Source organism: Hymenobacter sp. BT491 (assembly GCF_014349165.1).
GTDB classification, from domain to species: domain Bacteria; phylum Bacteroidota; class Bacteroidia; order Cytophagales; family Hymenobacteraceae; genus Hymenobacter; species Hymenobacter jejuensis.
The window spans coordinates 25,974-40,467 of sequence record NZ_JACSJJ010000011.1 but is presented as its reverse complement, the minus strand read 5'-3'; the positions used below and the strand labels follow the sequence as shown (position 1 = coordinate 40,467).

Here is a 14,494-nt window from a genome sequence, read left to right as displayed (position 1 = left end):
CGCGCTGCCGTGAACGCTGCCCCAAGCCCCAGTGCACACCTTGGCTGGCGACGGCTGTTGCTGGTGTATCTGTTTGCGATCGGCGTAGTGGCCGGCAGTGCCTACACTATGTACGTGCACTACGATTTCTCCCACTCGCCCGACACACGCAGCTACCTGCGCATGGCCCACGGCGAATTTGGCGGAGTGCGCGTCACGCATCGCTACCGGGTTCTGGTGCCTTTCGCGGCGGCCGGCGTTGCGTGGCCGCTCAACCAAGTGTATGCCCGCATCTGGCCGCAGCGGGCCCACGGCGAATGGCCGCTACGGCTGGGGTTTTACTTTGTTAATACGCTGCTGCTGGCGGCGGCGGGTGTGGTCATGTTTCAAACCTGCCTGCTCTACGAAGCGTCACCGGCTGCAGCGGCTCTGGCAATAGTAGCAGTGCTTACCAGCCGATGGGCTGTGTACATCGCCGGCTTGCCGCTCGTCGATAGCTTGTACCTGTTGGTATTGGCGCTCGCATTTTACGCGGCGCGCAGTGGCTCGGGCTGGGCGTTGGCAGCCTGCCTGTTGCTGGGGCCGCATACCAAAGAGTCTTTCGTCTTTCTGGTGCCGTGGCTGCTGATCTTCGGGCAGCGCGCCGGGCGTTGGCCAGTGCAACTCGCTTTGCTAACCATTTCTCTTATAATCACTTACGGTGTCCGACACTGGATTGACGTGCAAGCGGGCGCGCCGCCGCAAGAAAGCGTAAACAACGCCTTGGCCCACGTTCAGAACCTCACCTATTCGCTCCGGCGGTTGTTTTCGGTGAAAGGAGCCGGCGAAATCTTCAGCATCTTCGGCTTTTTCACGCTGCTTTTGCTGGCAGGCCTGCGCGGCGGTCGAGCCGCCGCGCAGAGCTGGACGCAGCCCCTGGGCTGGGCGGGTGCCAGCTTTTTAGTCGTTGTAGCCGTGCACATGCTACTTTCCGGCGATTTAGGCCGGATGGGCTATCTGGCAGCACCGGTTTTTGCGGTGGCTTTTGCGCTTATTCTTACCCGCCACCCTAGCTTTCAGTGGTTGCAGAGCAACAAGTAAACAGCGAAAGTTAATTACGTAAGTGTTTTATTATCACACACTTATACATCAGGTGATTTAATGGATCTCTTACGAAGTCCGAGGGCTGCACCCAAGGCTATTAATGGGAAGACCGGCACCAGAAACCGGGCTGCACCCAACGGCCCGGTAAGAAATACCACATAGAACACCAATACGGCTACCACTAGCCGCAAGGGCCACGCGTAAGACCTAGAAAGCAGGAACTGGCCCAGCAGTACCAATCGCAAGCCATTAGCTATCGCTATTACCAAAAGCGCAACCAGCAGCGCTACAGGCATTTGGCGCACATACTGCCAGATAGCAGCGTACCCTTTGGCATGCAACTTGGCCAACAAACCCACGTCGGACTGGCTAGAGAGCCCCAAAAAATGCACCCAGTCGAAGCGGCCGGGGTCGAGGAAGCAGTTGAGCGTTCCTTGCATATGTAACCGAACGGCTATCAACGGGTAACGGGCCAATACCGACCAGCTTTGTGCCGTGATGTAGCGCTGCTGTGCAGCAAAAGAGGGCAATCTATTTCCCTTTACAACTACTTCACGCACAAAGCGTTCCGCGGACTCGGTGCCTTCGGTTTGCTGCAACACGCCGCGCACATTGTAACGCAACAGGTTGATTTCAGCAATGCTGGAAAAATGAAAATACCCGGTGCGTTGGTAATTCCAGCCCTGAAAAAGCAGTGCCACCAGCAGTGGCAACAGGCCGCATGCCAACAGCGCCAAACGGCGCGTACGCCAAGCAACTACGGCGCTAATAAGCAAAAAAACGGAGCAAAACGGGTAAAAAACGGGCTTGGTAAGCATCGCCGCCGTCAGGGCCAGCGCGGCGCCGAGTAGGTAATCCAGCTTTTGCCGTTCGCTGTAAGCCCACGCACAATACCAGAGTACCACCACACAGGTTTGCAGCAGCAACTCACTCATGAGCACGTTGGCGTAGATCAACTGTGCAGGATAAGTAGCAATTAGGACTAATAATGCCCCCCAGTTCCAAGGCTTTGGTTGGTGGCGGCGTAGGCAGAGCGCTATCAGGCTTAAGTTGAAGAAGCTCAGTAGGTTCTGCACCAGCAACACTACCCAGGGAAAACCTTCAGAAGTGCCTCCCAAAGCCAGCAGGAACAACGGGTAGCCTGGCGGCCGGATGGTGTATTCCTGCGGGTGCCGGGGCTCGGAGAGCGGCAGCGCGTACAGCTCACCAGCTTGCCGGAGGTTAGTGGCCGCCGTCAGGTAGCGATCAGTATCCGGAAATGTATAGTGTTGATTACAAACCTGATACGCAAAAAAAGCACCGTGTAACACTCCCAGCGCCAGCCAAAACCAACGGGGCACTGCGGGCAGACGTTGGTCGGCGAAGGAGGGGCTGCGCATTACGCTTTGGGCTAGCGAACCAAGTCTTGCTTGCGGTACGCGTCGATGGCCAGCAAAATAAACAGCAGCGTTGTAAAGGACCACAACGACGAGCCACCGTAGCTAAAAAAAGGCAGCGGAATGCCTACCACCGGCGCCAACCCGATGGTCATGCCGATGTTGACGGCGAAGTGAAAGAAGATGATGCTGGCTACGCAGTAGCCGTACGTTCGCCCAAACACAGATTTCTGACGCTCAGCCACATAGATTATCCTGACCAGCAGCGTCATAAACAGCCCGATCGTGACCAGTGTGCCGGCCCACCCCCACTCCTCGCCCACCGTGCAGAAGATGAAATCGGTGCTTTGTTCGGGCACAAAGTCGAATTTGGTTTGGGTGCCTTGCAGGAAGCCCTTGCCCACGAAACCGCCCGAACCAATGGCAATCTTGGATTGCGTAACGTTCCAGCCCACGCCCAGCGGGTCGGCCGAGGGGTTGAGGAGCACCTCAATGCGCTTGCGCTGGTGCGGCTGCAATACGTTGTTGAAGAAGAAATCAACGCCAAATACCATCCCAATTACCAGCGCCCAAATGGAAATGGCCAGCGGCAAATGGTGGCGGAGCACCCGCGTATTGAGCGCCAGAACCAAGGCCAAAATCACAGTAAAAGCACCTAGTAGCCAGAGCTTTGGCACGAGCAGGGCCAATACCAGAATAATGCCGGCAGCGGCAATAATCAGGAGGATAAGCGGCGACATGCCTTCGCGAAAATATGCCAGCAGAAACGCTCCGAACACCAGCGCCTGCCCCGTTTCGTTGGACGCGATGATGAGCAGCGGCGGCAGCAGCGTCAGGCCGGCCAGCGTGAGCTGATCGCGCCAATTTTGCTGCCGCAGGTTGATGCCCGCCATAAACTGCGAAACGGCCAGCGCCGTGGTAAACTTGGCAAACTCAGCCGGTTGCAGACGAATTGGCCCCAGCTCCAGCCACGAGCGCGAGCCCGCGATGGGACGCGCAATGAACAGCGTAGCAATGAGTAACAAAATCATGCCCCCGTAGAGTACGTAGGCAAACGTGTCGTAGGCCTTATAATCAATCACGACCAGCACCACGATCAGCACGACAGCCGTGCCGATCCACAGGATCTGCTTGAACCAGTTGAACGCCATCAGCTCGCCAAAGCTCAAGTGGCTCAGGGGGTTAGCGGGTGCGTCGGGCGAATAGCTGGCGGCATACACATTCAGCCAGCCCAGCCCGACCAGCAGGACGTAAAGCCCGACGGTAACCCAGTCAATGCTTCGGCTATAACGTGCTGGTAAGGAAGCCATTACTAATGTATTCTGATAAAACTTTCTGCGGGCCGCATTACCCATTCTTCCCACCGCTTCCGGTAAGGAGCAACGTTGCCGCGTAGGTATTTTTCCATCATTAGCGCCGCCATAGGCGCCGCCGAAGTGCCGCCAAAACCGGCATTTTCGATGAAGACTGCAATGGCTATTTTGGGATCTTCGACGGGCGCAAAGGCTGCAAATGTGGCGTGGTCGTAGCCGTGCGGGTTCTGCACGGTGCCGGTTTTGCCGGCTACCGAAATGCCAAACTGCGCCAGGCTGGCCAGGTTGCCCGTGCCGTTGCGGCCGTCGACTACTTCCTGCATGCCGGGAATGATGTCTTCGAAATGGCGCTGATCGACGCTGGTGTAGTGCCGCTCGCGGTACTCGGGCAGCGGGCCACCGTTGCCAATGCCGCGCACAAAATGCGGCGTGTAATAATAGCCACGGTTGGCGATAGTCGCCAGAATATTAGCCATTTGCAGACCCGTCACCTGCATTTCGCCCTGCCCGATTGAGAGCGAATAAATCGTGCGGAAGTTCCAGCGGTGCAGGCCGTAGCGCTTGTCGTAGAAGTCAGACGATGGAATCAAGCCTTTGCGCTCGTTCAGCAGATCCACGCCCAACTTGTCGCCCAAACCAAACGACATCACCTGTCGGCGCCACTCCGAAAGCCCCAACCGCACATCTTCGCGGGCGTTGCGCGAGCGGCCGCGCAGCAATGCGGTCCGCATCACTTGGTAGAAATACGGGTTGCAACTGTTTTTGATGGCCACGCTCAGGTTGCGCGGTGGCTCGTGCCGGTGCGTGCAGCGCACTAGTTTCCAGTTGCAGTCGAAACCCGTTTGCGGCGTGACTACGCCCATTTGCAAGGCCACCAGCTCATTGACTAGTTTAAATACAGAACCCGGTGAGTAAGAGGCAGTTAATGGCCGGTCGATGAGCGGACGCTCGGGGTTGTTGAGCAGGTCCATGTAGCGGTTGCCCATGCCTTTGCCGCTGAGCATCGCCGGCTCGAAGGTCGGAGAGGAAACGAAGGCTAGAATCTCGCCGGTTTTGGGATCGAGCGCTACAATGGAGCCGCGCTTACCGGCCATCAGCTCTTCGCCGTACTTCTGCAAGTCGATGTCGATGCTGGTATGTAGGTCTTGACCTGCTACCGACAGCGTATCGAATTCGCCCCCGCGGAAAGCGCCTTTCTCGATGCCGCGGACGTTGACCATGCGATACTGCACGCCCCGACGCCCCATCAGAATGGGTTCGTAGAAAGATTCCAGCCCGGAAATTCCGAGGAAATCGCCGGGCGAGTACTTCGCGTACTTTGGCTTTTCCAGGAAGGTCGGCGGAATGGAGCCCACGTAGCCTAGCGCGTGCGCCAGATTCTGGGTCTGGTACGAGCGGGCCATGCGCGCTTTGATGCTAAAGCCCGGAAAATCAATAAGATTGTCCTGAATAGCGGCCAGCTCCGGCGTGCTTAGATTTTGCACGAGCGGCGAGGCCTTCACGCGCGAAAAAGCTTTGGCAGCCTTCATGGAAGCGCGCAACTCTTCGAGCGGCAATTGCAGCAGCTGGCAGAAACGCGCCGAGTCGAGCTGCTTGACTTCGCGCGGCACCACCATCAGGTCGTACACAGGCGTATTTTGCACAAGCAATTGGCCCTTGCGGTCGTAGATGAGGCCGCGGTACGGCACCTGCACCAGCCGTTGCAATGTATTTCGGTCGGCGGCCAGCTTGTAGCTACCGTCGAGCACTTGGATGTAGAAAAGGCGAGCCGCAAACACCAGCGCGACGGTCAGGAAAATGGCCTGAACTACGTACTTGCGACCTTCGAGGTATTGCAAAGCGATGAATCTGATTGGTATTGGCTTCCGGTCCGGCGAACGGATTTGCAAAGGTACAACGCCCTAAGCGTCTCCTCCATGCTGAACACCAATTACTCCGTAAAAATGCACGCCAGAAATCCGAAAAATTCTTCGCTGAACGGCTTAGCCACAAAGGGATTTCCCGCAACCGAGCAAATTATAAATATCTTATAATCAATAAATTACGTTCTTTACCGCCCGCGACGGCGACTGGGAAAGAACACCAACTGCACAATCAGCAGCGTGAGGCCGGTGAAGAGCGAGCTGACCACGATTTTGCCCAATGTGAGCCCGATGCTGCGCAAGCTACCTAGCTCCAGCAGGAAAAAAGCGGTGTGGTGCAGCACCACGAGCAGCGACAGATACACCATGAACCATTGCCAGCCCATCTGGTGGATGTTGACCGAGTCGGTGGCGTCGTAGCCGTCGCGGGGCGTGAGCAAGCGCAGTACCCACGGGCGCAGATACGTCAGCAGCACGGCGGCGGCGGCATGCACGCCTCCCGTGTCGTAAAACAAATCCATGGTGAAGCCCAGCACAAACCCGAGCAGCAACTGCACCACAATGGGGGTGCTAATGGGCAAAAACAACAGAAACCCCAGGTAAAAAAAGCACCAACCCAGATCGAACAGCACCAGCTTGCTCACGACCAGCACGTGCAGGGCCACATAAAACGCAAACCGCAACACGGTGATTAGCAATACGCTCGCTCCTCTCATGGCCGATCCTCCTCTTCCGGTTTCATGCCTGCTCTCGTCTCTATGGTATCGCGTTCGGCTTTGGGCCGGCTGCTGACCACGTACACGTAAGTCAGGTTGGAAAAATTGACCGCCAAGCGCACGCGCACCGTCCAGAAGTTCTTGTCGGGCTCCTTCACAAAAGAGTCGATGGTGCCGATCAAAATCCCTTCGGGGAATACCGCGTTGAAACCCGACGTCACGATGGTATCGCCGCGCACGAGCTTGTTCTGGCGCGGGATGTTGTCGAGCAAGGCGTGGGTTGGGTCGTCGCCCAGCCATTTGATGGCGCCCTGCGTGCCGTCGCGCTGAATCTTGGCCGAAATAAGGGTTTTGGAGTGCAGCAACGAAGTAGCCGTGGCGTAGTGTTCGCTCGTCACTTTGATGCGGCCCACTACCCCGGCCGCCGCCACAACACCCATCCCGTTCTTCACCCCGTCGCGGCTGCCCACATTAAGGGTGATGTAGTTATCCACATTTCGAAGCGAATTGTTGATAACTCGGGCCGGAATCAGTGGATAATCCGGATCGTGGGCCGGCAACGGGCGCAACCCCAGCAGCAGCGAGTCGGGGTGGCCCAGCACATGCAGGCGCGCCTGCGTCACGCTGTCTTTGCTGACGGGCAACGAGTCGGCCACGCGGTTCGACAAATCGGAACGGTAGAGTTGCTGGCGCAGCAAAGCGTTTTCCGCCACCAAGCCGCGGTTAACGTCCACGAGGCGAAAGTAGTCGTAGATGCGCGTGCGCACGTCCAGCACCTGGCCCACGTAGGAATTGGCCGAATTGAAAAAGGCGGCCCGCTGATACGCACTATTGCGAATCAGGAGGTACAAGCTCAGTACTTCCAGCAGCCCGAACACCAGGATGCCCCGGTAGCGGAAGAGGAAAGCAAAGAGATTTCTCATTTTTCAATCAACAGGAAACAGGCAGAAAGCAATATTTTGAAAGACCAGATCATCAACAGTCTACAACTATTTGATTATCAAGCATTTACAAAACAACCACTGGTCACTGTCAATTGAAAAATGAGAAGGCTGATCTAGGTCAAGAGCACGCTCTTGAAGGCCGCAATGTTTTTGATGGCCGCGCCGGTGCCGCGCACTACGGCACGCAATGGATCTTCGGCAATGTGAATCGGTAGCTTGGTCTTGACGGCCAAGCGCTTGTCGAGGCCCCGCAGCAAAGCGCCGCCGCCCGTCAGATGAATGCCGTTTTCGTAGATGTCGGCTGACAACTCGGGTGGGCTGATTTCCAACGCTTTCAACACGGCTTCTTCGATCTTGGCCACCGACTTATCGAGGGCAATGGCGATTTCGGAAGACGTTACTTTGATCACTTTCGGGATGCCCGTCATCAAATCGCGGCCGCGGACTTCAAAGTCGGGCGGCGTGATTTCGAGCTCGGTGAGGGCGGCGCCTACTTCGATTTTGATGCGCTCGGCCGAGCGTTCGCCAATCAGCAGGTTGTGCTGGCGGCGCATGTAATCGAGAATGTCTTGGTTGAACACGTCGCCGGCCGTCTTGATCGACTGATCGCACACGATACCCGACAGCGCGATAACGGCAATTTCGGTAGTACCGCCGCCGATGTCGATGATCATCGAGCCGATGGGTTGCTCCACGTCGATGCCAATGCCGATAGCGGCGGCCATGGGCTCCTGAATCATCCAGACTTCCTTGGCGCCCGCGTGCTCGGCGGAGTCACGAACGGCGCGCTTTTCTACTTCCGTGATGCCCGACGGAATGCAGATGACCATGCGGTGCGAAGGCTGAAACAGGCGGCGCCGGGTATCGATCATCCGGATCATGCCTTTGATCATTTCTTCGGCGGCGTGGAAGTCGGCGATTACACCGTCTTTGAGGGGCCGAATGGTGCGGATGTTGTCGTGGGTTTTTTCGTGCATTTGCTGCGCCTGCCGACCCACGGCAATCACTTTATTGGTAGTCCGATCTTTTGCGATGATGCTCGGCTCGTCCACCACGATGTTGTCGTTGTGAATGATGAGCGTATTGGCCGTGCCCAGGTCTATGGCAATGTCGCTGGTAAGGAAGTTGAAGAAACCCATTGAGTAACGGCAAAGAGAAGATAATGGGCGGGTTGCGCCCGGAAAAAGTGCGGCAAAAGTACGGAAGTTTCACCGAAGCACCACCGTCTGTCGCACGCGACAGGCGAAGGTTGATGAGGCCGGTTAACGAAGAAGTTGCCTATAACATTGTGTGGCAAACTCAACTGTTGGAGCCTTCTTTTGGCCCTTTGGGCGAAAGAAGGCGTGCGCAAACGCGACCAAAACAGGCCTGAACAAAGCTCCAACTTGCGGATACAGCAAGCCCCGTTGTCGGCCAGAATTGCGGTGACAACGGGGCTTGCTGTGCTTTCAGCAAGGTAACACCTAGAAGAGTGAATCGACTCGCACGGAGCAGCTAAAAAGGTGCTTTTATTTTGCTTAGTGCTTGAAGTGCCGCACCCCGGTCATGACCATGGCCAGGCCCAAACGGTCGCAGGCGGCGATGCTGTCTTGGTCTTTGATGGAGCCACCGGGCTGCACCACGGCCCGGATGCCGGCTTCGGCCGCAATTTCCACGCAATCGGGGAAGGGAAAGAAGGCATCGGAGGCCATTACGGCGCCATTTAGGTCGAAACCAAACGCCCGCGCTTTCTCAATGGCCTGCTTTAAGGCGTCGACGCGTGAGGTTTGGCCCACGCCCGAAGCCAGCAGCTGGCCCGGCCGCGCCAGCACAATGGTATTGCTCTTGGTGTGCTTGCAAACTTTGGCGGCAAACACCAATGCTTCCGTTTCCTCAGCCGTTGGGGCCGATTGGGTTACGACTTTAAAATCAGCGGCCGTTTCGGTCTGGCGGTCGAAGTCCTGCTCGATGATGCCGTTGAGCAGCGTTTTGATTTGCTTCCGCGGGAACTCCACGGGCTTCTGGCGGAGCAGGATGCGGTTTTTCTTGCTTTGCAGAATCGGCAGGGCGGCCGCGTCGAATTCCGGCGCAATCAGCACTTCAAAGAACAACTTGTTCAGCTCCTGCGCCGTGGGCTCGTCAATGGGCTTGTTGAAGATGATCACACCGCCAAACGCCGACACCGGATCGCAGGCCAGCGCGTTCACATACGCCTCGCGCACCGAAGCGGCCTGAGCCACCCCGCAGGCGTTAGTGTGCTTTAGAATGGCGCAGGCAGGCTGCTCATCTTCAAATTCGGCCATCAGAGCTACGGCCGCATCTACATCCACTAAGTTATTGTAGCTCAATTGCTTACCGTGCAGCTGCTCGAAGAGCGCACTCAAGTCGCCGTAGAACGTGCCGGCTTGGTGCGGGTTTTCGCCGTAGCGCAGCGGCGTGGCCGGCTTCTGACTGACTTTCAGGGTTGTACCTGCCAGCGCGGTGCCTTGGCTCATGTACTGAAATATCTGGGTGTCGTAGTGCGACGTGGCCTCGAACGCCGCCGCCGCGTACTGCCGCCGATCTTCCAGGTCGGTGGCGCCGTTTTTGGTGCGGAGCAACTCGGTAACCGCTTCGTACTGGTCGCGGCCACTGACCACAAGCACGTCGCGATAATTTTTGGCGGCGGCGCGCAGCAACGAGATGCCGCCGATGTCAATCTTTTCAATTACGTCTGCTTCCCCGGCGCCGGAGGCTACGGTTTCCTCAAACGGATACAAATCAACGATTACTAGGTCGATGGGCGGAATCTCGTGCTGTGCGGCTTCTTGCGCATCGCTGGCTTCGTGGCGGCGCTGCAAAATTCCGCCAAACACTTTGGGGTGCAACGTTTTAACTCGACCGCCAAACACCGCCGGGAAACCCGTCAGGCTCTCCACGGCCGTTACTTCGGCGCCCTGCTCTTCCAGAAATTTCTGCGTGCCGCCCGTCGAATACAGCTGTACGCCGTGCTCCTTCAACAGCGCTACCAACGGCTCTAATCGGTCTTTGTAATACACGGAAACGAGGGCGGAGCGAATGGCTTGAGGCTGCATGGTCAAAAGAAGTTAGGCTGAACAAATGACGGCACGAAGGTAGCTTGCCCGGCGCCGTGGCCCCAATGGCCTGTATTACCGAATTGTTACGCGCGGGCTCTTCTCTCGGATACCATGAACTTGGTTTTCCGTCGGCACACGCCCCGGATTGCGGATTTAGCTGCACTTATAAGTTGATTTCACACCGCTTTAGGCTCTACTTCTGACGTAAGTAAGGCGCAGGGTCAACCTTCGGCTTCCTTTTCAAGTTGAAAGAAATGTATGTCAATTGCCTCACAACCTTCGCCCCCGACCGCGCCCCCGGTCGATGCGCTGCCGCCGCTCTGTCCGGAAATGGCAGCCGCCCAGCTCGCGCCGCGCCTAGCTGCTCATGCTATTCATTCTGACTATGAAGGCGGTTTTCCGAGCGAAGAGCTGAACTGGCTGCGCGAAGCAGGACTATTGGCTGCTCCTTTGTATAAATCGTTGAATATCAATTATTTATACGATAACCTTTTGTATTTTTCGCTGCGTACCCTCAAGCACATTGGGCGCGGCAATCTGGCGGTGGGGCGTGTGTACGAGGGGCATGTCAATGCGCTGCAATTAGTCCAGCGGTTTGGCCAACCGGAACAACTGGCGCGTTGGGCCGCCGATGCCGAAGCGGGACATCTGTTTGGGGTTTGGAACACGGAAGCGCACGACGGCGTCCGGCTCGAGCCGCTGGCGGACGGGCGCTACCGGATGCACGGCAGCAAAACCTTTGGCTCCGGCGCCGGGCACGTCACACGGCCTCTGATTACGGGAGCCCTGCCCGACGGAGGCTGGCAGATGGTTGTGTTGCCGGCCGACCAACAGTCGCCGGTACTCGACAAATCATTTTGGCGGCCTTTGGGCATGCGAGCTACCGCTAGCTTTAAAGTCGATTTTACGGGGTTGGAACTCAACGCCGAGGATTTGCTGGGCCAGCCCGGCGATTATTACCGCCAGCCGTGGTTTAGCGGCGGCGCCATTCGGTTTGCCGCCGTGCAGCTGGGGGGCGCCGAGGCTGTATTTGATGAAACCCGCCTCTTTTTAAACCAGCTGCACCGCACCGACGACCCGTACCAACGCATGCGGTTGGGGGAGTTGGCCCTGCTGGTCGAGAGCGGCAACCAATGGCTACGCAGTGCCGCCGAACACGCGTCCCGGCCCGCCGCTATCGCGGAGCCAGAGGCCACCGTTGCCTATGCCAACCTTACCCGCACAGCCATCGAAGACATTTGTTTGCGGGTGCTGCAACTGGCCGAGCGCTGCGTAGGTGCCCGCGGCCTGTTGCGTCCGTTGCCCTTTGAGCGCTTGCACCGCGACCTGACCCACTACCTGCGCCAGCCCGCTCCGGATGCCGCTATCGCCGACGCTGGCCGCTTTGTGCTTTCCGAGGCAAATACCCCTGCTCATGCCCTCTGGAATGACTAATACACAGCCCATTAGCTTCAAGGCCCTGCCCATCAGAGAGTCCGCTTTTGCCCAAACGCTTGGTCCTACGGTGGTGGTGGCACCCCACCCCGACGATGAATCGCTGGGGTGCGGAGGCTTGTTGGCGTTGTTGAGAGCCGAGCAAGTGCCGGTGAGTGCTGTGCTGGTGAGCGATGGCACGATGTCGCATCCCAACTCACAGAAATTTCCGCCCACCGCCCGCCGATCGTTGCGCGAAGCAGAATTTCAGGAAGCGCTTGATTTACTGGGCATTGCCCCCGAACACAAGCTTCTGATGCGCTTGCCCGATGGCGCCGTGCCGGGCTTGCAGGTACCGGGCTTTGCAGAAGCCGTTTTGCAGCTTATTTCCTTCTTTACAGCTACTGCCCCGGCCACAGTGCTGGTGCCCTGGCGCCGCGATCCGCACCCTGACCATCGGGCAACCAGCCAGCTTGTGCGGGCGGCGCTGGCGGCGTTGCCCAACGCGCCGCGTTTGCTGGAATACGTGGTGTGGGCCTGGGAACGGGCGGCCCCGCACGAGTTGCCCCAGACCGGGGAAGTGGAGGGATGGCGTATCGACATTGAGCCGGTGCTGGCGCAAAAACAAAAAGCCATTGCCGCGCATCGCTCCCAGCTCACCAACCTAATCGACGACGACCCAACGGGATTTCAGCTGGCTCCGCAGATGTTGGCGCATTTTGCCCAGCCCACCGAGGTGTACCTCGAATACACAAACTATTGATTATAAGACATTTATATAAAATGAATAAGGATCAGCCCAATACCCTGCCGCCTGACTATTTCGCCGGAGTTTATCAGGCCAACGCCGACCCGTGGAAATTTGAGACCAGCCCGTACGAGCACGAAAAATATGCGACTACGCTGGCCGCTTTGCCCCGGCCTCGCTACGGGCGGGCTTTTGAAGTGGGCTGTTCGTTGGGCGTCCTGACCGAGCAACTAGCAACGCGCTGCGACTATTTGCTGGCCGTAGACGTTGCGGAGGCGCCTTTGGAGCGCGCCCGCGCCCGGTGCGCCAACTTGCCGCAGGTCGAATTTCGGCTGATGTTTCTGCCCAACGAGTTTCCGGACGGCAGCGCTTTTGATCTGATCATGCTGTCGGAAGTTGGCTATTACTGGAGCCTGCCCGACTTGGAACGCGTAGCCACAGGCCTGCTGGACCGTTTGGCGCCAAGAAGCCAGCTGCTGCTTGTACATTGGACTCCCGTCGTGCACGATTATCCGCTCACGGGCGACGAAGTGCATGAGTTTTTTCTTTCTCAAGCAACTGTTTCGGGCCCTTTACGCCACCTGCACGGCCAGCGCTACGAAACCTACCGGCTCGATTTGTTTGAAAAGCGTTAGCGTACTGGCCGCTCGTAGTGCCTAATGAGCTGGCGTACTTCGTCCAAGGCCTGTTGTAGTGGCACCAGCGGCCAGCGCTTGTCCCATAAACCGGCGGTAGCGCGCTCGGCCGCTACCCAACTCCAGAGCGCCCCAAACGTAGCCGCTTGCGAGAGTTGCAAGGCCAACTTTATGGCTGAAATGCCCAAGGATGTGCTTAGCTCACGTACGGTTTGTCTGTCGGGGGCGACGGCTGCCATGCGCACGGTAGCCCAAAGCGAGCGCAACTGCCTGCGCGTCTGCCACTCCTGAAGCAAGCATTTTCCGCTTTCTACCTGTGGCTCACGCTGTTGCTGGTGCAGGCGCGACCATTGGCGCAACTGCCACGAAAGCCCTACTGCGACGCGCCCCGTTTGGCGGTCGGAGGTGAGTACGCGCACCAACGGGCTATGGCGCACGCGCAGATCGTGGCGACGCAGGGCCTGATAGAGCGCTTCATCTTCCAAATATTGCACGACTGGCAGTCCGCCTACCTGTCGGTACGCCTGCGGCGTAATGGCAAAGCTGGCCCCAAAATGCTGTTGATGGCGCGGCCACGCGTCGGCCGGGTCCGGGTCGATCAGGCTTTCGAGGCGCGCCCGCAGCAACCGATATACAGCGTCGCGCAGGTGGTGCCGCCGACTTGCCACCGAAGCCCGGCAAGTACCCGCAATGGTCAGAATCCGGCCGCCCACGGCATCGGCGCCGGCTGCCAGTTCCACGTGCGTGGCAGCAAGCCACGTCGGCGCCACACAGGTATCGGCATCGGTGCTGGCAATGAAGCAGTTAGGCAATTTGTGCAACTCCAACCGCCGATACGCTTCGTCCATTAGCAAGCGCCGGGCTCGGCCTACGTGCGCCTCGGCAGGCGGAAGCGTCAGTTCCACCACGTGTAGCGCCACATCCGGGTTGGTTCGTGCAAAGCGCCGGGCCACCTCGGCCGTTTGGTCGCGGCAGTTGTTGGCCAGCACAATGATTTCGTAGCTACGACGGTCGAGCGGAGCACCGTCCAGGTCGGTTTGGGCTGCCAACGCCGTCAAGGCGCGCTTAAGATGGCGCGCTTCGTTTTTGGCCGGAATGATAACCGTGGCTAGCAGTTGTGAGGCGGGTGGCGCGCCGATGTACAAGCGAGGAGCCGATGCCATCGGCTCGCCCCCACCCTGAAAGCGCAGGGGTAAAACAGGTTCCATTGACTCGCTAATACGCCGATTCCCGCGCCGGGGTGTCAACTGCCGTGCTAATAAATAATAAATTAATCAGGCTTGGCGGCTACCCGCGTTAGCAGCCTGTTGGGAGTTTCTGCGCAGTGTCGAGCTTCGCTGCTCCTCATCCGCCGGTAAGTCGAGCACTA

The 14,494-nt window shown here is 58.0% G+C and carries 12 protein-coding genes; 4 read left to right on the top strand and 8 right to left on the bottom strand.

Annotated elements, in window-relative coordinates; translation table 11 throughout:
• Positions 1 to 9: 9 nt before the first annotated feature.
• Entirely contained in the window at positions 10 to 1,059 is a 1,050-nt protein-coding gene (locus tag H9I52_RS22430) for a hypothetical protein (protein ID WP_187455726.1), read from the top strand.
• A gap of 41 nt (positions 1,060 to 1,100) precedes the next feature.
• On the opposite strand, the gene H9I52_RS22425 is transcribed toward H9I52_RS22430, so the two are convergent.
• The 7 genes from H9I52_RS22425 to purH form a co-directional block, all read right to left on the bottom strand.
• The gene (locus tag H9I52_RS22425) at positions 1,101 to 2,441 is read right to left on the bottom strand and encodes a hypothetical protein (protein WP_187455725.1); all 1,341 of its coding nucleotides are present in this window, start codon (positions 2,439 to 2,441) and stop codon (positions 1,101 to 1,103) included.
• Between the two features lie 11 nt (positions 2,442 to 2,452).
• A complete protein-coding gene (gene rodA / locus H9I52_RS22420; protein ID WP_139514788.1) occupies positions 2,453 to 3,748 on the bottom strand; it encodes a rod shape-determining protein RodA in 1,296 nt (431 codons plus the stop codon).
• A 2-nt stretch (positions 3,749 to 3,750) separates the two neighbouring features.
• Positions 3,751 to 5,589 carry a penicillin-binding protein 2 gene (mrdA, locus tag H9I52_RS22415; protein ID WP_187455724.1) on the bottom strand — a complete coding sequence of 613 codons (1,839 nt, stop codon included), beginning with the start codon at positions 5,587 to 5,589 and terminating at the stop codon, positions 3,751 to 3,753.
• A 212-nt stretch (positions 5,590 to 5,801) separates the two neighbouring features.
• Positions 5,802 to 6,329, bottom strand: a complete 528-nt coding sequence (locus H9I52_RS22410) for a hypothetical protein (RefSeq protein ID WP_187455723.1) — start codon at positions 6,327 to 6,329, stop codon at positions 5,802 to 5,804.
• Entirely contained in the window at positions 6,326 to 7,252 is a 927-nt protein-coding gene (mreC, locus tag H9I52_RS22405; RefSeq protein ID WP_139514791.1) for a rod shape-determining protein MreC, read from the bottom strand. The genes H9I52_RS22410 and mreC overlap by 4 nt, the downstream gene beginning before the upstream one ends.
• Positions 7,253 to 7,386: 134 nt before the next feature.
• The gene (locus H9I52_RS22400) at positions 7,387 to 8,412 is read right to left on the bottom strand and encodes a rod shape-determining protein (RefSeq protein WP_139514792.1); all 1,026 of its coding nucleotides are present in this window, start codon (positions 8,410 to 8,412) and stop codon (positions 7,387 to 7,389) included.
• A gap of 378 nt (positions 8,413 to 8,790) precedes the next feature.
• Entirely contained in the window at positions 8,791 to 10,326 is a 1,536-nt protein-coding gene (purH, locus tag H9I52_RS22395) for a bifunctional phosphoribosylaminoimidazolecarboxamide formyltransferase/IMP cyclohydrolase (RefSeq protein ID WP_139514793.1), read from the bottom strand.
• A 261-nt stretch (positions 10,327 to 10,587) separates the two neighbouring features.
• Here purH and H9I52_RS22390 point away from each other — a divergent pair, with 261 nt between their 5' ends.
• Genes H9I52_RS22390 through H9I52_RS22380 form a run of 3 tightly spaced genes read left to right on the top strand, consistent with a single transcriptional unit; the run spans position 10,588 to position 13,125 of the window.
• Complete coding sequence (locus H9I52_RS22390) at positions 10,588 to 11,763, top strand: acyl-CoA dehydrogenase (RefSeq protein ID WP_262386197.1); 1,176 nt, start codon at positions 10,588 to 10,590, stop codon at positions 11,761 to 11,763.
• Positions 11,756 to 12,505 (top strand): PIG-L deacetylase family protein, encoded by a 750-nt coding sequence (locus H9I52_RS22385; protein ID WP_187455722.1) that lies wholly within the window; start codon positions 11,756 to 11,758, stop codon positions 12,503 to 12,505. Before H9I52_RS22390 ends, H9I52_RS22385 begins: the two co-directional genes overlap by 8 nt.
• Before the next feature lie 20 nt (positions 12,506 to 12,525).
• Positions 12,526 to 13,125: a class I SAM-dependent DNA methyltransferase gene (locus tag H9I52_RS22380; protein WP_187455721.1), complete on the top strand. Its 600-nt coding sequence runs from the start codon at positions 12,526 to 12,528 to the stop codon at positions 13,123 to 13,125.
• Here the strand turns inward: H9I52_RS22380 and H9I52_RS22375 are convergent.
• On the bottom strand, positions 13,122 to 14,333 hold the full coding sequence (locus H9I52_RS22375; protein WP_187455720.1) for a glycosyltransferase: 1,212 nt from the start codon (positions 14,331 to 14,333) through the stop codon (positions 13,122 to 13,124). The genes H9I52_RS22380 and H9I52_RS22375 overlap by 4 nt on opposite strands.
• Positions 14,334 to 14,494 lie beyond the last annotated feature (161 nt).